We start from the raw sequence: 19,962 nt of genomic DNA on the forward strand, positions 1-19,962 counted from the left end.
CGTCAGCGGCGGTCGCGCGTGCGGCTGCGCACGATCAGCGCGCCCAGCACGATGCCGGCCGCCAGGCTGGTGTGGCCGCTGTAGCTCACCAGCCCCATGCCCCAGCCCTGCGCCTGCACGATGATGGCCAGCGCCAGGGCCAAGGCGCCCCAGCCCAGCAGGCGCCACAGCCAGGTGGTGCGTGGCGCCAGCGGCTGTCCGAACAGGTCGTCCTGCTGGCGCTCGGTGCCCAGCGCCAGCGCCGCGAACGCGACGAGGCAAACCAGGAAGGTGGCTGCGTGGACCATCAGGCACCTTCCTTGGCCATGGCTGCGCCGGCGGGCACGTTGGAGGCCGCGCGCGCCGCACGGCGCATGGGCGCCTGGTGGCGCGCCGTGCGCACCGCCAGCCAGACATGCAGGCCCGCCAGCACCCAGAGCATGAGCTCGAAGCCGGCGAACACCCAATCCCCTTCGGCCAGGCTGCGCCACAGCGGCCGCTCGGTGGTCAGTGCGCTGACCAGTGGCAGCAGGGCCAGCGCGGCCGCACCGACCCAGAACTGCTCGATCCACGCCCGGCGCGAGGGGCGCAGCATGGCATGCGCCAGCGTCAGCGCCCAGACGATGAAGAACACATGCACCTCCCAGGCGGTGCGCTCGGCCATGCCCTGCGGCAGCAAGCGGTTGCCCCAGAGGAAGCCGGCCATGGCGATGGACAGGCCCGCGATGCTGGCGATGTTGAGCTTTTCCACCAGGCGAAAGCCGAAGTGCGGCCGCTCCGGGTCACCCAGCTTGCGGCGGCGCTTGACGGTCCACATCACCAGGCCCGTGCCCACCATGGCCGTGCCCGCCAGGCTCACGATGAAGTACAGCCAGCGCATGTGCAGGTCGGAAAAGCGGCCCAGGTGCAGCGAGTACAGCACGCCACGCGTTTCGGCTGCGACGCCCACGCCCTCCTTGACCTCCAGCAGCTTGCCGCTCACGCCATCGAACAGCATGTACTGCGGGCTCATGGAGACCCGGCCCTCCTCGCCGCGCGTGACGCTTACACGCGCGGCCGAGTCGCCCGCATTGGTGGCGGTGACCCGGCCCACGTTGCCCTCGCCCCAGCGCGCCTGGGCCTGGCGCACCATGTCGTCCACCGGTGCCAGCGGCGCCGCCTGGCCCGTGGCCTTGCGCGGCTGGATGAAGGCGCTGAGCTGCGCCGTGAGCTCCTGGCGCTGTGCCGGTGTCTTGTACGCCGCCTGCTCGCCGAACGGCATGTACAGCGCCATCAGCGTGATCAGGCCGGTGTAGGTGATCATGAAGTGGAACGGCAGCCCGAACACCGACAGCGCGTTGTGCGCATCCAGCCACGAGCGCTGGCCCTTGCCCCAGCGGAAGGTGAAGAAGTCGGTGAAGATCTTCTTGTGCGTGATGACCCCGCTGACGATGGCCACCAGCATGAACATGGCGCAAAAGCCCGCCAGCCAGCGCCCCCACCGCACGGGCATGTAGTGGAACTGGAAGTGGAAGCGGTAGAAGAACTCGCCCCCCACCGTCTCGCGCGATGCCACTTTCTCGCCGGTCAGCGGATCGAAGTTGGCGCTGCCGAAGTTGCGCCCGTTGGGCGCCGGGCCCTGCCCGCGCGGCAGGCGCCAGAAGCTGTCCACCGTGGTGTAGCGCTCGTCGGGCAGGCGCATGCTCCACTGCGGCGCATTGGGCACCAGCGCGATGAGCTGGTTGGCGATGCGCTGGGCCGACTCGGCCGCATCGGGCACCACCGCGCGGTGCGGCAGCTCGGGCCGCATCCACTGCGAGATCTCGTCCTTGAAGTAGCTCACGGTACCCGTGAGAAACATCGCATACAGGAACCAGCCACACAGCAGGCCGGCCCAGGTGTGCAGGTCCGACATGGTCTGGCGAATGCCCGGCGCCTTGGGCTCGTCCAGCGCTGCGTCGTTGTTGTTCGTCGTCATTGGGAAGCTCCTGCAGAGGACCACACGGTCCATGCGGCCAGCAGCAGCGGCACGGCCGCCACCACCAGCCCGGCCCAGGCGCGCCAGGCGCTGCGCACGGCAAACACCCAGATCACCGCACACGTATAGATGGCGAAGCTGGCCAGCATGCCCGTGATCACGGCCTGCGGCCGCGCCATGGGCAATGCCAGCACGGCCACGCTGAACAGCGCCGCCAGCACATAGCCGCCGCCGATGGCCGCAACGATGCGCGACACCAGCGGCCCGGCGCGCCAGGCTCCGCGCAGCACGGCCATCATGGCAAGACTCCGGTCATGCACATACCTCAGAAGTCGACGGCGGCCGACAGCATCAGCGTGCGGGGCGCGCCCACGGTCACGTAGTTGCTGATGACCCAGTAGTTCTTGTCGGACACGTTCTCCAGGTTGGCACGCAGCACCAGGGGCTTGCCAGCCACGTTGGTGGCGTAGCGGGCACCGATGTCCAGGCGCGTCCAGGCCGGCACGCGCAGGCGGTTGGTGGCGTCGGCGTACATGCCGGAGGTGTTGATCACGCGGCCGTTCACGCTCAGGCCCTGCAGCGGCGTATCCCAGTCCAGGCCCAGGTTGAAGGTGCGGTCCGGCACGCCGGCCGCATCGTTGCCCTGGTTCACGCCACCGGCGGTGCGCGTGAGCTTGGCGTTGTTGAACGAGGCGCTGGCCATGGCACGCAGGCCGCGCTGGATTTCGCCGTAGGCCGTCAGCTCGAAGCCGCGGTTGCGCTGCTCGCCGCCAAAGCTGTAGCGGTTGGTGGCCGGGTCGGTCAGGGCGCTGGGGCGCTTGATCTGGTAAACGGCGGCCTGGGTGGTCAGTTGGCCCCAGTCGATCTTCACGCCCACTTCGTTCTGCTTGGACTTTTGCGGCGCAAACGTCTCGCCCGCATTCGCCGTGCCGGGCCCGGCCGTGCCGCCACGGGTCAGGCCCGCGGTGTAGTTGGTGTAGACCGAGATGTTCTTCGTCGGTTTGATCACCAGACCCGCCAGCGGCGTCACGGCACTGGCCTTGTAGTAGCTGGTGCCTGCGCCGGTGTTGACGTTGAAGCTGCCCTGTTCGATGGTCTGGTCGCGCACGCCCAGCGTCAGCAGGTAGCGGCCGTTGTCGAACGACATGGTGTCGGCCAGCGCCAGGCTGTGCTGCTTGAGCTCGCTGCTCTTGCTGGGGTTGCCACGCGGGAAGTTGATGGTCGGCAGCGGCGCGGGGTTGTAGATGTTGGACGGGGCGTAGGTGCTGGTCAGCTGGTAGAAGTAGCCGATCTCCTGGTCCAGGTAGTTCGTGGCCAGGGCCACGGTGTGGCCGATGCCACCGGTCTGGAACTTGGTGCGCAGGCCCACGTCGGCCGAAGACGTCTTGTTGTAGGCGTCGTAGTAGCCGTTGGCCACCGTGAAGTTGCCCAGAGCGTCAACGCGCAGCCCGGCGGTCGGGAAGTGCTGCTCACTGGTGTTGTGGGTGTAGCCCACGCCACCGTACACGGTGGTGCTGTCGTTCAGGTCGTACTCCAGGCGCGACATCACGGTGCGCATGTCGTCCGTCAGGTTGGCGCCGGGGTAGATGCTGGTGCGGTTGTCCGGCGCCGCGGGCATCTGCGTGACGCCGGCGCGGAAGGCCGTCTGGGGGCGGAACTGTTGGGTCTTGCCCTCGGTGGCGAAGGCGTCCAGTGACCAGCGCAGGCGGCCGCCGGCGTAGTCCACGCCCAGCGCTGCCACGTCGGCACGCTGGCGGCCACCGTCCACATTGCCTTCGCCATTGCGCACCAGCGCGTTGGCGCGCACGCCCCACTGGTTGTCTTCGCCGAAGCGGCGGCCCACGTCCAGGTGGGCACCGAACTGGGCCTTGCCCATGTAGCTGGTGGTCAGGCGCGTCAACGGCGTATCGGCCGCGCGCTTGGTCACCAGGTTGATGCTGCCGCCCACGCTGCCGCCAGGGCCCACGCCATTGGTCAGGGCGCCGGGGCCTTTGAGCACTTCCACGCGCTCAATCATTTCCAGCGGAATGCGGGTCGAGGGGCTCAGGCCGAACAAACCGTTCAGGCTCACATCGGTGTTGGACACCGTGAGGCCGCGCACCTGGAAGTCGTCGCCATAGCCGCCGCGCGCCTGCAGCGAGCGCACCGATGCGTCGTTCATCACCACGTCGGCCACTGTCAGGGCCTGCTGGTTCTGGATCAGCTCGTTGGTGTAGTTGGTGGTGCTGAAGGGCACGTTCATCTGGTCGGTGCGGCCCAGGATGCCCAAGTCACCACCGCGCGCAAACTGACCGCCGTGGTAGGTCTTTTGCAGGCCACCGATGGCCTCGGCCTGCTCGCGCACCTTCACTTCATCCAGCGTGGTGCCGGAGGTGCTGGTTTGCGCCGCCACACCCACTGCGGCCACGGCCAGGCCCGCGCCCAGGCATTGGCGCACCAGCAGGGCCAGGGGATGGGGGGTGAAACGACGGGGCGCACGGGCGGTCGAGGATGGCATGGTGTGGGCAGAGATAGAGAGATACAAAAAGACGAACGAAAGCCCAGCCGTGGCCGGGCGATATCACGGTGGGAGGTCGTACAACCCGGGGCACCGCGAGGGGCAGCCGTTTCTACTTCATGAAACAAATCATAACGACAATTATTCGCATTTTAATTTAGCACCCTTTGAACGGGTACGTTGGGCTCTGTAAAGCCCGCCAGCGGCCCCGTGCCTGCCGGTTCGGGAAAACCCGAATCGGCCGCAAGGCGAGAACGGTTGCTACAAAATTCGCAGCAAAGTGATTATCGAACTGTTGCATCACTGCAACGAAGACGGGCATTCCAGGGCATGCGATGCCGCTTGGTTCTGTGCCCGGCCCACCCGACGCCAGGCCCATAGAGCCCCATCTTGTGGCCGGAGGTAGGAGGACCGGCGCCCGCCACGCATCCCTATTCCCCCGCTGGGAACGCAGGACCCCATCCATCGTCATACTCACCACGATGGAGGAACCCACCATGCTGCTGCAGCACCGACAACGCCCTTTCCACCTGCTGATGACCGCCTGCCTGATCGCCGCCAGCACCACGGCCGCGTTCGCAGGCACCGCCAGCGTCACGTTCACCGCGCCGGAAAAGTACACCGATGCCAGCTACGCCCACCCCGTGGCCAGCGAGCCCGACCGCGCCCAGGTGCTGCGCGACGTGGAGCAGCACCTGCAGCGCCTGGCCACGAAGGGCCTGGCGCCCACCGACACCCTCAAGATCGAAGTGCTGGACATCGATCTGGCCGGCCACTTCCCGCCCATGGGCGTTGGCGGCTCGAACCTGCGCGTGGTCACCGACATCACGGGCCCGCGCATCAGGCTGCACTACAGCCTGGTGCGCGATGACAGCGCCCCCGTGTCCGGCGGCGAAGAACTGCTCAGCGACCTGAACTTCATGGTGCCCAGCAACCGGTATTCGAGCGGTGACCGGTTGCGGTACGAAAAGGCGTTGCTGGACCGTTGGTTCGAGAAACGGTTCGGCAGGCTGTAGCCGCTAAGGCGAACACGGCAGGCACTGGCCGGGGCGTGGTCGATGTCTAATATCGACCAAAGAAATCTCCACCCATGCTCCACTACCTCACCGTCCCCGTCACCGCCTTCCAGCAAAACAGCTCCATCCTCTGGTGCGACGCCACGAACCAGGCCACCATCGTCGACCCCGGCGGCGACCTCGACGTGCTGCTCGCCGAGGTCGCACGCCTGGGCCTCACGCTCGACCAGATCTGGCTCACCCACGCCCACATCGACCATGCGGGCGGCACGGGCGAGTTGGCCGAGCGGCTGTCGCTGCCCATCGTGGGGCCGCACCCCGGGGACCAGTTCTGGATCGATGCGCTGCCGCAGCAAAGCGCGATGTTCGGCTTTCCGCCCGCGCAGCATTTCACGCCCACGCGCTGGCTGGCCGACGGCGACACGGTGCAGATCGGCAACGAGACGCTGCACGTGCGCCATTGCCCGGGGCACACGCCCGGCCACGTGGTCTTCCACGCGCCGCAGATTGATCGCGCCTTCGTGGGCGATGTGCTGTTTGCGGGCAGCATCGGCCGCACGGATTTTCCGCAGGGCAACCACCAGGACCTGATCGACAGCATCACCGGGCGCCTGTGGCCCATGGGCGACCAGACGGTGTTCATTCCCGGCCACGGGCCCGAGAGCACCTTTGGCCGTGAACGAAAAAGCAATCCCTACGTCGGGGGCACCTGAGAGGCTGAGAGTCTTTCCTTTCCCGGTAGCGCGGAACTGGGATGCTTTGCCCGCCTTGATCGACCGATGCGCTGCACTGCAATTTTCTAAGATGTGACATTCTGTTAACAATCCCGGCGATCGGAGGAGCGCGCCGGGCAGCGTCCCGCCATGGCATCCCCCGCAAGCACCGTCCCTACTGCCCACCCACCCCGCCCCTTTGCCATTCCACAGCGCGGCTCCAGCGTTGCCGGCAAGGCCTACTGGGCCATGGCGCAGCGGGTGGCACTCACGGCCGCGGCCATCGACTGCGGCTACATCGTGCTCTTTCTATGGCTGGGCTCGGTGCCGCTGGCGCTGGTCAACCTGGCCAGCATCGGCATGTACCTGGGTGCCTACCAGCTCATCAAGCGGCGCCGCAACACGGCCGGCATCCTGCTGATCTGGCTGGAGGTGATCGTCCACTCCGCACTGGGCTCGCTGCTGGTGGGCTGGGACAGCGGCTTTCACTACTACCTGCTGCTGTTCATCCCGGCCATCGTGATCGCCAACTCGGGCCGCTACGCCGGGCCCATGGTGCTGGCGCTGCTGGCGTACTACCTGGGCCTGCGCTTTGCCTGCGACCACTGGGGCGCCCTCGCGCCACTGGTCGGCAAGGGCCAGCAGGTGGTCAACGCAATCCACGTGTGCATCGTGTTCGGAATGTTCGCGGCGCTGGCGGCGTTCTACCGGCGCACCATCCTGATTGCCGAGAACCGGCTGCTCAAGCAGGCCACGCTGGATGCGCTGACCGGGCTGAACAACCGTGCGCATTTTCACACCCTGGCCGGGCACACGCTGACCCGCACCCAGCGCACCGGCGAACCGGTGGCACTGCTGCTGTGCGACATTGACCATTTCAAGCAGGTCAACGACCGCCATGGCCATGCCATGGGTGACCGCGTGCTGGTGACCGTGGCCGGCGTGCTTGCGCGCAACCTGCGCGAAAGCGACGTGATCGCGCGCTGGGGCGGCGAAGAGTTCCTGGCGCTGATGCCGGCAAGCCCGCTGGAATCCGCCATGGAGGTGGCCGAGCGCATCCGCGTGGCGATGGAAGGGATCGAGCTGGACTGCCAAGGCACGCCGGTGCCGTTGACCATGTCCTTCGGCGTGGCCCAGGTCGCTGGCAGCGACGACCTGCAGGCCGCCATTGCACGGGCCGACCAGGCGCTCTACCAGAGCAAGAACAACGGCCGCAACCGCGTCACGGCGGGCTGATCAGCCGTCAACCCTTGCGCGCAGCTTCGTACAGCTTCTGCACCTTGGGCACGTTGAGCTCCAGTTGCTCGATGCGCGCCGGACCCGAGGGGTGGGTGGACAGAAAGGCCAGGCCGCCCTGCTTGCTGCCGGTGGCGCTGCCCATTTTCTTCCACAGGCTCACCGAGGCATCGGGCCGGTAGCCGGCGCGCGCGGCCAGCTCCAGGCCCACCAGGTCGGCATCGCTCTCGTCCGAGCGGCTGAACTGCAGCGTGAGCAGTTGCCCGCCCAGGCTGGCGGCGGCATTGCCCAGATCACCCAGGCCGAGCAGCTGCGAGCCCAGGCGCAGGCCGATGTTGGTGGCCTGGGTCTTGGCCAGGCGCTCGCGCGCATGCTCGCGCAGCGCGTGGGCCATTTCGTGGCCCATGATCATGGCCGCCTCGTCGTCGGTGAGCTTGAGCTGGTCGAGGATGCCGGTGTAGAAGGCGATCTTGCCGCCGGGCATGCAGAAGGCGTTGATCTGCTTGCTGCCGATCAGGTTCACCTCCCAGCGCCACTGGCTTGCCCGCTCGTTCCAGGGCTTGGTGTGCGGGATCAGCCGCTGAGCAATGGTGCGCAGGCGCTGCAGCTGCGGAAAATCGTCGGGCGCGAGGGCGCGCTTGGCGCGGGCCTGTTCCATCATCTGCTGGTACTGCTGTGCGGCGGAGCGCTCCAGCGTCTCGGCCGGGATCAGCTTGCGCAGCGTGGACGATGTGCCCACGTCCACCTGGGCGATGGCCGGGGCCATGGCGCCCGCCCCCGCCGCCAGAAGAAATGCGCGGCGCGCGGACCACATGGATGACGGCGCGGCGGAAGGAGGGGGGCAAAGCATGCACATGCAGGAATAATAGACAAAAACCCAGGTACCCATGTCAGACATCACCTCCACCCCGGCTGCATCGGCCGTATCCGCCGCGCCGACCGACGCTCCCCGCCCCACCTGGCTGCAGACGTTGCGCGTCTACCTGGAGCCCGCCAGCCTGCGCATGCTCACCCTCGGCTTCTCGGCCGGCCTGCCGCTGCTGCTGGTGCTGGGCACGCTGAGTTTCCGGCTGCGCGAGGCGGGCATCGACCGCAGCACCATCGGCTACCTGAGCTGGGTGGGCCTGGCCTACGGCTTCAAATGGGTCTGGGCGCCGCTGGTGGACCGCATGCCCCTGCCCCTGCTCACCCGCTGGCTGGGCCGGCGGCGCAGCTGGCTGCTGTTGTCCCAGTTGGTGGTGGTGGCAGGACTGGTGGGCATGGCCCTGGCGGACCCGCGCGAGATGCTGGGGCCCATCGTCTGGTGCGCGCTGGCCGTGGCCTTCGGCTCGGCCACGCAGGACATCGCGCTCGACGCCTTTCGCATCGAGTCGGCCGACGCACGCCACCAGGCGGCCCTGGCCGCTTCGTACCAGACCGGCTACCGCCTGGCCATGATCTGGGCCGGTGCCGGCGTGCTGTGGATCGCCGCGCGCGCCGAGGTGGCGCCGGCTGTGGGCCAGGCCGTGGCGCAGGGCGCGGCGGCGTACCAAAACGCGGCCTGGCAGGCAGCCTACCTGGCCATGGCCGCGTCCATGGCGGTGGGCGTCTTCACGGTGCTGTTCTCGCGCGAACCTGCGCAGGTGGTGCTGCCGCCTGCAAAGAACGCGGCCGAGTGGATCAAGGGCGCGGTGGTCGACCCCTTCGCCGACTTCCTCACGCGCTACGGCTGGCATGCGGCGCTGATCCTGGCGCTGATCGCCGTGTACCGCATCAGCGACGTGGTGATGGGCATCATGGCCAACCCCTTCTACGTGGACATGGGCTTCACCAAGGACGAGGTGGCGTCCGTGACCAAGATCTACGGTGTGGTGATGACGCTGGTGGGCGCCTTCGTGGGCGGCGTGCTGTCGATGCGCTTCGGCGTCATGCGCATCCTCATGCTGGGCGCCGTGCTCAGCGCCGGCAGCAACCTGCTGTTCGCCTGGCTGGCCGGGCACGGGCACGACGTGACGGCACTGATCGCCGTGGTCTCGGCCGACAACCTGGCCAGCGGCATCGCCTCGGCGGCCTTCATCGCCTACCTGTCGAGCCTGACCAACGTGAGCTACTCGGCCACGCAGTACGCGCTGTTCAGCTCGCTGATGCTGCTGCTGCCCAAGTTCATCGCAGGCTTCTCGGGCCGCTACGTGGATGGGTTCGGCTACGCGCACTTCTTCACGGCCACCGCGCTGCTGGGGGTGCCCGTGCTGCTGCTGGTGTGGCTGGCATCACGGGTCAGAATTGCCGGCACCGGCCAGGGATAGGCGATTTTTGCTATGCATTGCATAGCAATGCAAGCCATGGCAATGGCGGCAGGTTTACGGGAGCTTTACAGGCGCTTCAACACCTTGTGACGCCATTGCGCGACCATGGGCAGGCCGCTACTACACTGACCCCATGAGCTCCCAACTGCTGATGATCGAAGACGACGCCCGCCTTGCCGAGATGGTGGGAGAGTACCTGGGCCAGTCCGGCCTGGTGGTGACGCACCGTGCCGACGGCAAGAGCGGCCTGGCGCAGTTGCAGGGGCCGGACGCCGCCGCCCTGCCCGACCTGGTGATCCTGGACCTGATGCTGCCCGACATGGATGGCCTGGAGGTATGCCGGCGCATCCGCTCGCTGCAGGGCCCGGCTGCGCAGGTGCCGGTGCTCATGCTCACGGCCAAGGGCGACCCGATGGACCGCATCATCGGCCTGGAACTCGGTGCCGACGACTACCTGCCCAAGCCCTTCGAGCCGCGCGAGCTGCTGGCGCGCATCCGCGCCATCCTGCGCCGGCGCACCGATGGCGGCACGCCGGTGGCGCAGGCCCTGCGCTTCGGTACGCTGGAGATCGACCGCGATGCGCGCACCGTCACCGTGGCCGGCCAGCCGGCGGACCTGACCTCCTACCAGTTCGACCTGCTGGTGGCGCTGGCCGAACGCGCGGGCCGCGTGCTCACGCGCGACCAGATCATGGAGGCCGTGCGCGGCCGCGAACTGGAGGCCTTCGACCGCTCCATCGACGTGCACATGGGCCGCATCCGCGCGGCCATCGAGGTCGATGCCAAGAACCCGCGCCGCATCCTGACCGTGCGCGGCGTGGGCTATGTATTCGCCAAGCAGCAGGACTGAAGCCCTGTGAGCCTTTCCAACCCCTTCGCCCGGCGCCTGTACCTGCGCATCTGGCTCGCGGTGGTCGGCGGCATCGCCGTGCTCATCCTGCTTGTGGGCTGGGCCTGGCGCGCTGCAGAGGAGCAGAACGCACGGAACAACCAACCCTTCGTGCCACCCTCGCGCGAGATGGTGCTGCGCGATGCCAAGGGCGACGTCGTCTTTCGGGGACCTGCGACGCGTCAGCCGTCGGAGCCCGGCGAGAACATAGAGTTCCAGATCGAATCCGACACCGGCCAGTCCTTTGTGCTGCAGATGGCACCACGCCAGCCCCGCATCGGCGGGCGGCCCGGTAGCGGGCCGAATCAGGGTGACGCTGCTTTCTGGACCCGTCCGCCCTTCGGTTTCCTGTGGTTGCTGGGCATCGTGGGCCTGGCCGTGGCAGTGGGCGTGTACCCCATCATCCGGCGCCTGACCCTGCGGCTGGAGGCGCTGCAGCGCAGCGTCAAGCATTTTGGCGAAGGCGATCTCTCGGTGCGCGTGCCCGAGCAGGGCCAGGACGAAGTGGCCGACCTGGCACGCCAGTTCAACGCTGCCGCTGCGCGGGTGGAAACCCTGGTCCAATCGCACAAGTCGCTGCTGGCCAACGCCTCGCACGAGCTGCGCTCGCCGCTCACGCGCATCCGCATGGGCATGGAGCTGATGGGCGGGCAGCAGCCCTCGTCGGCCTTTCGCGCCGAGATCCTGCGCAACATCGCCGAGCTCGACCAGTTGGTGGACGAAATCCTGCTGGCCAGCCGCCTGGACGCGCGCGAGGCCGACGTGGGCACAGTGGAGACGGTGGACCTGGTGGGCCTGGCGGCCGAGGAATGCGCGCGCGTGGACGCCGACCTGGATGTGGGCGCCAGCCCCGATGCCGTGGACGTGCGCGGCGTCTCCAAGCTGCTGCGCCGGGCCATCCGCAACCTGCTGGAGAACGCCCGGCGCTACAGCACGGGCGAAGTCAGCGTGGTCGTGCACCGGCACCAGGGCCATGCCGAAGTGCGCGTGTGCGACCAGGGGCCTGGCGTGCCCGGCAACCAGCGTGAGCGCATCTTCGAGCCCTTCTACCGCCTGCCCGGCGCCAGCGAGCGCGCCGGCGGCGTGGGCCTGGGCCTGTCGCTGGTGCGTTCCATCGCGGGGCGCCACAACGGCACGGTGGCCTGTGAAGACCGGCCCGATGGCGCGGGCGGCGCGTGCTTCGTGCTGCGGCTGCCCCTTGAACAGGGTCTTACTTCCGCCAGCACCACGCCATGAGCGCGTAGAGTGCGGCCCCGAGCACCAGCACCGAGCCCGCGACACCCAGCGCCCAGTCGAAGCCTTGTGACTGCGTGCTGGCGTGCGCCAGCAACGCAGCCGCCATGGGCGGCCCGGCGATCTGGCCGATGCCGTACAGCGCGGTGAGCAGACCGGTGAAGCCCGCGCCCGCCTGCGGCCACTGGTGGCGCGCCTCCTGCAAGGCGAAGAAGGTGATGGCGGTGAATGGCAGGCCCAGCAGCAGGCTGCCCAGCGCAAACCCCACCGGCCCCGGCCACAGCAGGCCCAGCGCAATGCCCACCGCTTGCAGCAGGTAGGCGCCGGCCAGCAGCCAGCGGCGGTCGCGGTGCGGCGCGATGCGCGTGGACAGAAAGGCCCCCAGTGCCACGCCGGCGCCGAACACCGGCCAGAACAGGTCGGGCCAGGCCGAGCCGGCCGGCAGCGCAGCACGCGCGATGACCGGCAGGAAGGTGGCGGTGACGATGTAGCCCAGGCCCGCCAGGCCATAGGCCACGGCGTGCAGTGCCCGCTGCGCTGCAGGCGCAGGCAGCGAGGCCGCAGCGGGCGTTCCCGCAGCATGGCCCTGCGCCTCGCCGCCGCGCAGCACCTGCCAGATTCCGGCACACAGCACCGCCGCCAGCGCGGCAAAGGTGGCCCAGCCCGCCGCCGCGCTCCAGCCTGCAGCGACCATGGCGCCGGTGGGCAGGCCCGTCACCACGATGCCCAGCCCGGGCCCGCAGAAGATCAGACCGGCGAGTTGGGGCCGCCCCAGCCGGGTGAGCTGGCCCATGCACCAGTTGGCCGTGCCCAGGAACACCAGGGCACTCGCGACCCCCGCCAGAAAGCGCAGCAGCGGCCACGACGCGGGCCAGGGCAAGGCCAGCACTCCGGTCAGCAGCACCGTGGCCACCAGCCCGCCGCGCGCCAGGGCCGCATTGCCCGGGACTGCGCCCAGGCGACGGCCAAGCCACGGCAGGGCCATGTACAGCAGCGCCCCGGCAAGGTAGCCGGCGTAGTTGGCCGTGGCCAGCCAGCTGCCGGTGGCGATGTCTACCACGCCGTCGTGCAGCATCATCGGCAGCAGCGGGGTGAAGGCGAAGCGGCCGATGCCCATGGCGACCGCGAGGGCGACCATGCCGGCCAGGGCGACCCGCAAAGGCGCCGTGTCGGCGTCATGCACGCGGGCGGGGGAAGGGGAAGAAGACACCTGGTCCATGCGGGGATACCGGAAAGGATTGCCACGGCGGATGCCGCTGCGTATCATCTTATCAAGAGATTGAATTTTTGTAATTCATACTATTTCAAGATGATTGAATCTTCTTCATCCTTGCTGGACCTTGCCGCCGTGGACATCTTTCGCACCGTGGCGGCGGAAGGCAGCGTCACGCGCGCGGCCGAGCGGCTGGGGCGCGTGCAGTCCAACGTGACCACCCGGGTGCGCCAGCTGGAGGCGGACCTGGGCGCCACCCTGTTCCTGCGCGAAGGCAAGCGCATGGCGCTCACGCCCGAGGGCCAGGTGCTGCTGGGCTATGCCGACCGGCTGCTGGCGCTGGCCGAGGAAGCGCGCCAGGCAGTGCGCCCGGGGCCCCCCGGTGGGCGCTTGCGCCTGGGCTCAATGGAAAGCACGGCCGCGAGCCGCCTGCCCGTGCCGCTGGCACGCCTGCATGGCCAATGGCCAGGCGTGGCGCTGGAGCTGTCGACCGCACCCACGCGCGAGCTGGTGGAGCGGCTGCGCGCCCATGCGCTCGATGCGGTGCTGGTGGCCTGGCCACCGGGCCAGGCCCCGGACCCGGCGCTCGAGACCCAGGCCGCATTCACCGAAGACCTGCTGCTGGTGCTGCCCGCCGGCCACCCTGTCGTGGCCGGTCCCCAGGATGTACAGCCCGGCACGCTGGCGGTTTTCGAGCCGGGCTGCACCTACCGGCGCATCGGCCAGGACTGGTTCGCCCCCCGGCCGCAGCCCATGCAGGTGCTGGAGCTGGGCTCGTACCACGCCATTCTGGCCTGCGTGGCCGCCGGCAGTTGCGCGGGCATCGTGCCGCGCTCGGTGCTGGCCATGACGCCCCACGCCGGGCTGCTCAGCCACCAGCCGATCACCCGCATCGACACCCTGCTCACCTGGCGCAAAGGCTACCGCTCCAGCGCGCTCGATGCCCTGCGGCAGGCGCTGTCTGCTGCCTGATCGTTCCTTCTTCTTTCCCGCATTCCAGGAATCCGCCATGACCGACCGCAGCCTTCGCACCGCCCTTTCGCTTCGCCTGCCCATCATCCAGGGCCCCATGACCGGCTCCGACACCCCGGCCCTGGCCGCTGCCGTATCCGCAGCCGGCGGGCTGGGCTCCCTGGGCTGCGGCATGCGTTCGCCCGCAGCCATGACCGAGGCGGCCGCCGAGGTGCGCAAGCGCACCGACCGGCCTTTTGGCATGAACCTCTTTGTGCAGGACACGCCCGCACCCGACGCGGCCACGGTGGACGCCGCCGTGGCGCGGCTCGCCCCGCTGTACGCAGAGTTCGGCCAACAGCCTCCCGTGCCGTCGCGCTGGTGCGAGGACTTTGCGGCGCAGTTTGACGCCCTCGTCGCCGCGCGCCCGGCGGTGGCGAGCTTCACCTTCGGCATCCTCAGTCCCGCGCAGGTGGCGCGCCTGCATGCTGCGGGCTGCTATGTGATCGGCACCGCGACCACGGTGGCCGAGGCCGTGGCCTGGGCCGACGTGGGGGCCGACGGGGTCTGTGCCTCGGGCATGGAGTCGGGCGGGCACCGGGGCACCTTTCTCGGGGATTTCGCCTCTTCGATGATCGGCACGATGGCCCTGGTGCCGCGCTGCGTGGATGCGCTGGCGCCGCGCGGCGTGGCGGTGGTGGCGGCCGGCGGCATCATGGACGGGCGCGGCATCGCCGCAGCGCAGGCCCTGGGGGCCGAAGCGGTGCAGATGGGCACGGCCTTCCTCTCCTGCGATGAATCGGGCATCGGTGCGCCCTACCGCCAGGCGCTGACCAGCGCCCAGGGCACCGACACGCGCACCACGCGCGCCCTCACCGGGCGCGTCGCACGCGGCATCGTCAACGCGCTGATGGAGCGCCTGCAGTCCGATGAAACGGCCGTGCCGCCCTACCCCGTGCAGAACGCGCTGACAGGAGCGCTGCGCAAGGCCTCGAACGAGGCGGGCCGGGCCGACTACCTGTCGCTCTGGGCCGGCCAGGGCGTGGAGGCCGTGCGGCCCATGGCCGCCAGTGCGCTGATGGCGCTGCTCGAAGAGGAATGGAAGCAGGCCTGCGCGCGCGTGGGCGCTGCGCACTGAAGCACGCAGCTCAGCGCGTCCAGGGCAGGTCGCGGGCAGTTCCCTGGATGACCGGGTGCTCGCGGTGCAGCACCTCGCCGGCCAGCACGCGCTCGTAGTAGCGCAGGTAGCCGCGCGCCATGGCCTCGGCGCTGAAATGCTGCTGTACATGGGCGTGGCAGGCACGCGGGTCGGCCTTGTGGGAACGCACGGCCTCGGCCAGTTCGCTGGCGCTGGCCGACAGGCTGCCGCACTCGGCAGGCACCAGTTCGGGCAGCGCGCCGTAGGGCGTGCTGAACACCGGGCAGCCAAAGTACAGGCTCTCGATCACCGCCAGGCCAAAGGGCTCATGCCAGCGCACGGGGAAGATCAGGCCGCGCGAGGCATTGAGCAGCGCGTTCTTCTGCTGCCCACCGACCATGCCGAAGAAGTGCACCTTGCGCGACAGCGTCCAGCGAAAGCCGCGCTTGAAGTTGATGCGCTCGCCACCCAGCACATCGAGCTCCACACCCGCCAGCTTGGCCACCTTGATGGCGCCGGCCACGTTCTTCACGCCCCAGGCCGCCTTGCCCAGGAAGTGGTAGTGCGAGCGCGGGCGCTCGAAGTCCACCGGGCCATAGGCCGACCAATCGAGGCCGTTGTAGACGAACTCGGTGGAGCCATAGCGCGCGGCATGGTTGCGCGAGAGGAACACGGTGTTCAGCGGCAGCGGCTTGGGTTTGCGCGCGTTGCCATGCTCGGTGACGAGGTAGGGCCGCGAGGGCTCGCTGCGCGGGTTGAACTGGAAGTGGGTGATGTCCACGCCGGCCGGGATCTGGCCGTCCCAGGGCTCGTCGGGCTTGATCGGCAGCACCTGGGCGAAGTCGCAGCTGCTGCCCTCGGGCACGAGGTAGCTCACGCGGTGGCCCAGCTGCACCAGGGTCTTGCCCAGGTCCCAGATCACGCGCTCGGTACCGCCGTAGCCGTACACCGGGATGGGAGAGTTGTTGACCAGCAGGATGTGCATGGGGATGCCTGTGTCGTCGTCAGAAGGGCCGGCCGCAGCCGATGCGTGCGCGCCGCTCATGCAGGGCCGCCAGCACCAGCGGGCACATGAAGAGGTAGAACATGTTGCCGCTGTTGTGCGCGAGGAAGACCTGGGTCAGGCCGAAGCCGATGTACGACAGCGGCAGCATCACGCCCACCAGGCACAGCGAGAGCGATTCGCGGTCCATCTTGCCCGCGCCGTCGCGGATGCGCCGCGCCGTGGGCCAGAACATGATCAGCGGAATGCCGTAGAAGGCCAGCAGCAGCGCCACGCCGGGCAGCCCACGCTTGGCGAACAGGTCCAGCACCTCGTTGTGGGCATGGCCGAATTCGAGCACCACGGGGTGGGCGAGACCTGCCGCCACGCGGCGCGCCTTCTCCTGCTCGTAGCCGGCCCGGCCCCAGCCGGTGAGCGGCCGGTCCCAGCCCATCTGCCAGGCCAGTTGCCAGTGGGCCAGGCGCTGGCCCACGGAGCTGCGGCCATCGCCGCGCTGCTGGTAGGTCTGCATTTCCTGGCGTGCCTCGTCCACCCGCTGCTCCACGGCCGGCACCTGCGACAAGGCCGCGGCCACCAGCGCCAGGGCGCACAGGCCCCAGTACACGCGCCGCTGGCCCGTGGTGCGCACCAGCAACCAGGCGCACACAGGCAAGAGCAGCACCAGTGCCAGCCAGCCGCCGCGCGACTGCGACAGCACCGATCCCACCGCACCGAGCGCGATGGCCGCTGCCAGCAGCAGACGCTGCCAGGCCACCCAGCGCCGCCATTGCACGACCAGCAGCAGGCCGCTGAGCACGCCCAGCAGCATGCTCAGGTTGCCGTACTGGATGGCGTTGGTGAAGCCACTGGCGCGCGGCAGGCCCAGCACACCGATCTGGTAAAGGCCCACGGCACCGCTTCCCACGGCGCCGACGGCCAGGCCCATCCACAGCCAGGAGGCGCGCGGCTCGAAGGTCATGAGGTAGAAGATGCAGGGCAGCGCCAGCAGGTATTTGACCGGGCGGTCCATGCTGCCCCAGCCCCAGGCGGCGCCCACATCGAGCAGCCACAGGGCGGCCATGCACGAGAAGGCGGCCGTGAGCCACCAGGCGGCACGCGGCGCCGGGCGCCGCCACCATACCGGCGCACTGGCCAGCGCTGCCAACAGCAGCAGCACCGCACCGTAGGAATAGCCCGAGGGCAACCACAGCGCCAGGCCCGGCACCATGAACGCCCCGGCACTTGCGCAGCGCCCGAACCAGCGGTAGTTCTTCACCATCACCGGATCACCCGGCCGGTGAGGCTGTCGCGGTCGTAGTGCAATGCGGCATACCGGAAAAAGCCCTCCAGCGCCACGAACAGGCAGTACAGGAAGCCCGCGCCTCCGCACAGGAAGCCCAGGCGGAACACGTACAGGCGCAGGAACATCGAGCCACCCGAGGCCAGGCCGCGCAGCACGCCACCGCGCTTGCCCAGTTCGGCGCGCTTGGCGGCGCCCAGCATCACGTACTGGGTGAGCTTTTCAAGACTGGTGCGCACGGAGTTGCGCGTGTAGTGCAGCAGCCGGGCACGGACCAGGTGCCGCGGCACGCCAGCGCCACCGGGATCGGGGTGCAGTTGCGCCTGCTCGTGCACCACGCCCGTGAATTCACGGACCATGGAGCGCACGAACAGCCGCTCGATGCGCGACTGCGACAGGAAATAGCGCAGCTCCTGGCCAAAGGCCACCATGCGCCAGCGGATGGTCCACACACCGCGCGCGCCCGAGCGCACGATGGCCTGCAGTTCCTGCTGGAAGGCCGGCGTCATGACCTCGTCGGCGTCGAGGAAGAACACGTAGTCGCCACGCGAGTGGGCCAGCAGCCGGTTGCGCTGCACGGCGAAGCCTTGCCAGTCGGGGTAGGAATGGACTTCCGCGCCCAGGCCCTGGGCCAGGGCGACGGTGTTGTCCGTGCTGCCGCTGTCGACCACCAGCACCTGGTCGGCGAAAGCGGCGCTGCGCAGGCAGGCTTCGATACGGTGCGCTTCGTTGTGCGTGAGCACCGCCACCGTGAGCGTGGGCGACGCCTTCGCGTCGCCAGCGGCCGCCGACATCCGTCAGTGGCCAGCGTGCACGTGCTCGCCCGCCTTCAGGCGGTACACCGTGCCGCAGTAGGGGCACTTGGCCTCACCGCTGCGGGCCACGTCCAGATAGACCTTGGGGTGGCTGTTCCAGATTTTCATGTCCGCCTTGGGGCTGGGGCAGAAGACCCCGCCCTGGGCGTTCAGGTCCTTGGCCAGCAGTTCGATCGCAGCTTGGGACATGGTTCAGACCTTTGCCAGCCAGTGGGCGTATTGGGGGTTGCGGCCGTTGACGATGTCAAAGAAGGCGCTCTGGATCTTTTCGGTGATCGGGCCGCGGCTGCCGCTGCCCAGTTCGATGCGGTCGAGCTCGCGGATCGGCGTGACTTCGGCGGCCGTGCCGGTGAAGAAGGCTTCGTCGGCGATGTAGACCTCGTCGCGCGTGATGCGCTTTTGCACGATCTCCAGGCCCAGGTCCTTGGCAATGTGGAACACGGTGTTGCGCGTGATGCCGTTCAGGGCGCCAGCCGACAGGTCGGGCGTGTAGATCACGCCGTTCTTGATGACGAAAATGTTCTCGCCCGCGCCTTCGCTCACGAAACCGCTGCTGTCCAGCAGCAGGGCCTCGTCGTAGCCATCGTCCAGCGCTTCCATGTTGGCCAGGATGGAGTTGGTGTAGTTGCTCACCGCCTTGGCCTGCGTCATCGTGATGTTCACGTGGTGGCGGGTGTAGCTGCTGGTCTTGACGCGGATGCCGCGCTGCATGCCCTCTTCGCCCAGGTAGGCCCCCCAGGCCCAGGCCGCCACCATCAGGTGGATCTGGTTGCCCTTGGGCGAAACACCGAGCTTTTGTGAGCCGATCCAGGTCAATGGACGCAGATAGCCGGATTCCAGCTTGTTTTCGCGCACCACGGCCTTCTGGGCCTCGTTCACTTCTTCCTTGCTGAAGGGGATCCTCATGCGCAGGATCTTGGCGCTGTTGAACAGGCGGTCGGTGTGCTCTTCGAGGCGGAAGATGGCCGTGCCGTCGGCGGTTTTATAGGCGCGCACGCCTTCGAACGCGCCGCAGCCGTAGTGCAGGGTGTGGCTCAGCACGTGGATCTTGGCGTCGCGCCAATCCACCATCTGGCCGTCCATCCAGATCTTGCCGTCACGGTCGGCCATTGAGGGAACTACGGGGCTCATGGGTATCCTTTGAATTGCTGTGGGTCGCAAAAGAGCGATTTTACGGGGCTGGCGGCAGCTCGGCCACTGGGGCAACTGCCTGCGGCACCTCTTCCTCCTGCACCGGGCGCACGAGCTCCCACTTCACGAGCTTGCCGTTCTTGAATTCGCAGGTCACGGACGAGCGGCTACCGTCGGTCCAGCGGTACAACTCGGGCTGGGCGCCGTCGTCCGACAACAACTGGCCCAGCGAGCGCGTCATGGCCACCACATGCATCAGGTTCACCCCGGCACGCAGCTTGGCATTGAGCATGACGGCACTGCCCACATGGCCGATGGGCCGGTCTGCCGCTCTTTTCAGCACATTCATCAGGCGCGTGAAGTGCAACAGCAGCCACATCAGGAGCCCGCCCCCTACCGCGGCCAAGCCGGGCCACCCATAGGACACGAAGCCGAACACCAGGGCACCTACGGCAGCGAGCGGAACGAAGATATTGCGCAAATTCATGGGCGGTATTGTCATATGGCCAGCACATGCCGCCGTACGTGAAGACCGCAGGTCCTGCGGGTACTGCCTAGCCGATGGGCGCCCAAAACCCGCGCAAGCCGCACCAGTATGGCGCGGGCGGAGAATTCGTTGTGCAAACG

20 protein-coding genes are annotated in these 19,962 nt (G+C 68.5%); 8 read left to right on the forward strand and 12 right to left on the reverse strand.

The genetic code is table 11. The annotated features are described in order from the left end of the window. Nucleotides 1-2 precede the first annotated feature (2 nt). Genes U5N23_RS18560 through U5N23_RS18575 form a run of 4 tightly spaced genes read right to left on the reverse strand, consistent with a single transcriptional unit; the run spans nt 3 to nt 4,433 of the window. A complete protein-coding gene (locus tag U5N23_RS18560; RefSeq protein WP_322594215.1) occupies nt 3-287 on the reverse strand; it encodes a DUF3325 domain-containing protein in 285 nt (94 codons plus the stop codon). Continuing rightward, nucleotides 287-1,936: a PepSY-associated TM helix domain-containing protein gene (locus tag U5N23_RS18565; protein WP_322594216.1), complete on the reverse strand. Its 1,650-nt coding sequence runs from the start codon at nt 1,934-1,936 to the stop codon at nt 287-289. Before U5N23_RS18565 ends, U5N23_RS18560 begins: the two co-directional genes overlap by 1 nt. Continuing rightward, nucleotides 1,933-2,235 (reverse strand): DUF3649 domain-containing protein, encoded by a 303-nt coding sequence (locus U5N23_RS18570; protein WP_322594217.1) that lies wholly within the window; start codon nt 2,233-2,235, stop codon nt 1,933-1,935. The genes U5N23_RS18565 and U5N23_RS18570 overlap by 4 nt, the downstream gene beginning before the upstream one ends. Before the next feature lie 26 nt (nt 2,236-2,261). Continuing rightward, a complete protein-coding gene (locus U5N23_RS18575) occupies nt 2,262-4,433 on the reverse strand; it encodes a TonB-dependent siderophore receptor (protein ID WP_322594218.1) in 2,172 nt (723 codons plus the stop codon). Nucleotides 4,434-4,930: 497 nt separating this feature from the next. On the opposite strand from U5N23_RS18575, the gene U5N23_RS18580 reads away from it, so the two are divergent. From U5N23_RS18580 to U5N23_RS18590, 3 genes are all read left to right on the forward strand, one after another. Beyond that, nucleotides 4,931-5,449, forward strand: a complete 519-nt coding sequence (locus U5N23_RS18580; protein WP_322594219.1) for a DUF3016 domain-containing protein — start codon at nt 4,931-4,933, stop codon at nt 5,447-5,449. Between the two features lie 74 nt (nt 5,450-5,523). Beyond that, on the forward strand, nt 5,524-6,162 hold the full coding sequence (locus U5N23_RS18585) for an MBL fold metallo-hydrolase (protein WP_322594220.1): 639 nt from the start codon (nt 5,524-5,526) through the stop codon (nt 6,160-6,162). 150 nt (nt 6,163-6,312) lie between these two features. Further along, nucleotides 6,313-7,398: a GGDEF domain-containing protein gene (locus U5N23_RS18590; RefSeq protein ID WP_322594221.1), complete on the forward strand. Its 1,086-nt coding sequence runs from the start codon at nt 6,313-6,315 to the stop codon at nt 7,396-7,398. Between the two features lie 7 nt (nt 7,399-7,405). Here U5N23_RS18590 and U5N23_RS18595 read toward each other — a convergent pair whose 3' ends face one another. After that, a complete protein-coding gene (locus tag U5N23_RS18595) occupies nt 7,406-8,212 on the reverse strand; it encodes a M48 family metallopeptidase (RefSeq protein ID WP_322594222.1) in 807 nt (268 codons plus the stop codon). Between the two features lie 73 nt (nt 8,213-8,285). Here U5N23_RS18595 and U5N23_RS18600 point away from each other — a divergent pair, with 73 nt between their 5' ends. The 3 genes from U5N23_RS18600 (at nt 8,286) to U5N23_RS18610 (ending at nt 11,808) form a co-directional block, all read left to right on the forward strand. Beyond that, nucleotides 8,286-9,683 (forward strand): AmpG family muropeptide MFS transporter, encoded by a 1,398-nt coding sequence (locus U5N23_RS18600; RefSeq protein ID WP_322594223.1) that lies wholly within the window; start codon nt 8,286-8,288, stop codon nt 9,681-9,683. A gap of 133 nt (nt 9,684-9,816) precedes the next feature. Continuing rightward, the gene (locus U5N23_RS18605) at nt 9,817-10,533 is read left to right on the forward strand and encodes a response regulator transcription factor (RefSeq protein WP_322594224.1); all 717 of its coding nucleotides are present in this window, start codon (nt 9,817-9,819) and stop codon (nt 10,531-10,533) included. Nucleotides 10,534-10,539: 6 nt separating this feature from the next. Further along, nucleotides 10,540-11,808, forward strand: coding sequence for an ATP-binding protein (locus U5N23_RS18610; RefSeq protein ID WP_322594225.1), 1,269 nt, complete (start codon nt 10,540-10,542; stop codon nt 11,806-11,808). Here U5N23_RS18610 and U5N23_RS18615 read toward each other — a convergent pair. Then, nucleotides 11,783-13,024, reverse strand: a complete 1,242-nt coding sequence (locus tag U5N23_RS18615; protein ID WP_322594226.1) for a YbfB/YjiJ family MFS transporter — start codon at nt 13,022-13,024, stop codon at nt 11,783-11,785. The genes U5N23_RS18610 and U5N23_RS18615 overlap by 26 nt on opposite strands. A gap of 90 nt (nt 13,025-13,114) precedes the next feature. On the opposite strand from U5N23_RS18615, the gene U5N23_RS18620 reads away from it, so the two are divergent. Together U5N23_RS18620 and U5N23_RS18625 are read left to right on the forward strand one after the other, a co-directional pair. After that, entirely contained in the window at nt 13,115-13,990 is an 876-nt protein-coding gene (locus U5N23_RS18620) for a LysR family transcriptional regulator (protein WP_322594227.1), read from the forward strand. A 37-nt stretch (nt 13,991-14,027) separates the two neighbouring features. After that, nucleotides 14,028-15,107: an NAD(P)H-dependent flavin oxidoreductase gene (locus U5N23_RS18625; protein WP_322594228.1), complete on the forward strand. Its 1,080-nt coding sequence runs from the start codon at nt 14,028-14,030 to the stop codon at nt 15,105-15,107. Between the two features lie 10 nt (nt 15,108-15,117). On the opposite strand, the gene U5N23_RS18630 is transcribed toward U5N23_RS18625, so the two are convergent. From U5N23_RS18630 to U5N23_RS18655, 6 genes are read right to left on the reverse strand one after another with little or no spacing between them, the layout of a single operon-like run. Next, nucleotides 15,118-16,092: a glycosyltransferase gene (locus U5N23_RS18630; RefSeq protein WP_322594229.1), complete on the reverse strand. Its 975-nt coding sequence runs from the start codon at nt 16,090-16,092 to the stop codon at nt 15,118-15,120. A 19-nt stretch (nt 16,093-16,111) separates the two neighbouring features. After that, nucleotides 16,112-17,368 (reverse strand): O-antigen ligase family protein, encoded by a 1,257-nt coding sequence (locus U5N23_RS18635; protein WP_322594230.1) that lies wholly within the window; start codon nt 17,366-17,368, stop codon nt 16,112-16,114. Then, a complete protein-coding gene (locus U5N23_RS18640; protein WP_322594231.1) occupies nt 17,368-18,183 on the reverse strand; it encodes a glycosyltransferase family 2 protein in 816 nt (271 codons plus the stop codon). The genes U5N23_RS18635 and U5N23_RS18640 overlap by 1 nt, the downstream gene beginning before the upstream one ends. Before the next feature lie 3 nt (nt 18,184-18,186). Beyond that, nucleotides 18,187-18,393, reverse strand: a complete 207-nt coding sequence (locus U5N23_RS18645) for a zinc-finger domain-containing protein (protein ID WP_322594232.1) — start codon at nt 18,391-18,393, stop codon at nt 18,187-18,189. 3 nt (nt 18,394-18,396) lie between these two features. Then, complete coding sequence (locus U5N23_RS18650; protein WP_322594233.1) at nt 18,397-19,335, reverse strand: branched-chain amino acid transaminase; 939 nt, start codon at nt 19,333-19,335, stop codon at nt 18,397-18,399. Between the two features lie 40 nt (nt 19,336-19,375). After that, on the reverse strand, nt 19,376-19,822 hold the full coding sequence (locus U5N23_RS18655; RefSeq protein WP_322594234.1) for a glycerate kinase: 447 nt from the start codon (nt 19,820-19,822) through the stop codon (nt 19,376-19,378). Nucleotides 19,823-19,962 lie beyond the last annotated feature (140 nt).

Source organism: Acidovorax sp., assembly GCF_034519795.1.
Classification (GTDB): domain Bacteria; phylum Pseudomonadota; class Gammaproteobacteria; order Burkholderiales; family Burkholderiaceae_C; genus Acidovorax.

Coding starts and splice junctions, on each gene's coding strand:
- U5N23_RS18560 (WP_322594215.1), bottom strand. CDS start 287: ATGGTCCACGCAGCCACCTTCCTGGTTTGCCTCGTCGCGTTCGCGGCG.
- U5N23_RS18565 (WP_322594216.1), bottom strand. CDS start 1,936: ATGACGACGAACAACAACGACGCAGCGCTGGACGAGCCCAAGGCGCCG.
- U5N23_RS18570 (WP_322594217.1), bottom strand. CDS start 2,235: ATGATGGCCGTGCTGCGCGGAGCCTGGCGCGCCGGGCCGCTGGTGTCG.
- U5N23_RS18575 (WP_322594218.1), bottom strand. CDS start 4,433: ATGCCATCCTCGACCGCCCGTGCGCCCCGTCGTTTCACCCCCCATCCC.
- U5N23_RS18580 (WP_322594219.1), top strand. CDS start 4,931: ATGCTGCTGCAGCACCGACAACGCCCTTTCCACCTGCTGATGACCGCC.
- U5N23_RS18585 (WP_322594220.1), top strand. CDS start 5,524: ATGCTCCACTACCTCACCGTCCCCGTCACCGCCTTCCAGCAAAACAGC.
- U5N23_RS18590 (WP_322594221.1), top strand. CDS start 6,313: ATGGCATCCCCCGCAAGCACCGTCCCTACTGCCCACCCACCCCGCCCC.
- U5N23_RS18595 (WP_322594222.1), bottom strand. CDS start 8,212: ATGTGGTCCGCGCGCCGCGCATTTCTTCTGGCGGCGGGGGCGGGCGCC.
- U5N23_RS18600 (WP_322594223.1), top strand. CDS start 8,286: ATGTCAGACATCACCTCCACCCCGGCTGCATCGGCCGTATCCGCCGCG.
- U5N23_RS18605 (WP_322594224.1), top strand. CDS start 9,817: ATGAGCTCCCAACTGCTGATGATCGAAGACGACGCCCGCCTTGCCGAG.
- U5N23_RS18615 (WP_322594226.1), bottom strand. CDS start 13,024: ATGGACCAGGTGTCTTCTTCCCCTTCCCCCGCCCGCGTGCATGACGCC.
- U5N23_RS18620 (WP_322594227.1), top strand. CDS start 13,115: ATGATTGAATCTTCTTCATCCTTGCTGGACCTTGCCGCCGTGGACATC.
- U5N23_RS18625 (WP_322594228.1), top strand. CDS start 14,028: ATGACCGACCGCAGCCTTCGCACCGCCCTTTCGCTTCGCCTGCCCATC.
- U5N23_RS18630 (WP_322594229.1), bottom strand. CDS start 16,092: ATGCACATCCTGCTGGTCAACAACTCTCCCATCCCGGTGTACGGCTAC.
- U5N23_RS18635 (WP_322594230.1), bottom strand. CDS start 17,368: ATGGTGAAGAACTACCGCTGGTTCGGGCGCTGCGCAAGTGCCGGGGCG.
- U5N23_RS18640 (WP_322594231.1), bottom strand. CDS start 18,183: ATGTCGGCGGCCGCTGGCGACGCGAAGGCGTCGCCCACGCTCACGGTG.
- U5N23_RS18645 (WP_322594232.1), bottom strand. CDS start 18,393: ATGTCCCAAGCTGCGATCGAACTGCTGGCCAAGGACCTGAACGCCCAG.
- U5N23_RS18650 (WP_322594233.1), bottom strand. CDS start 19,335: ATGAGCCCCGTAGTTCCCTCAATGGCCGACCGTGACGGCAAGATCTGG.
- U5N23_RS18655 (WP_322594234.1), bottom strand. CDS start 19,822: ATGAATTTGCGCAATATCTTCGTTCCGCTCGCTGCCGTAGGTGCCCTG.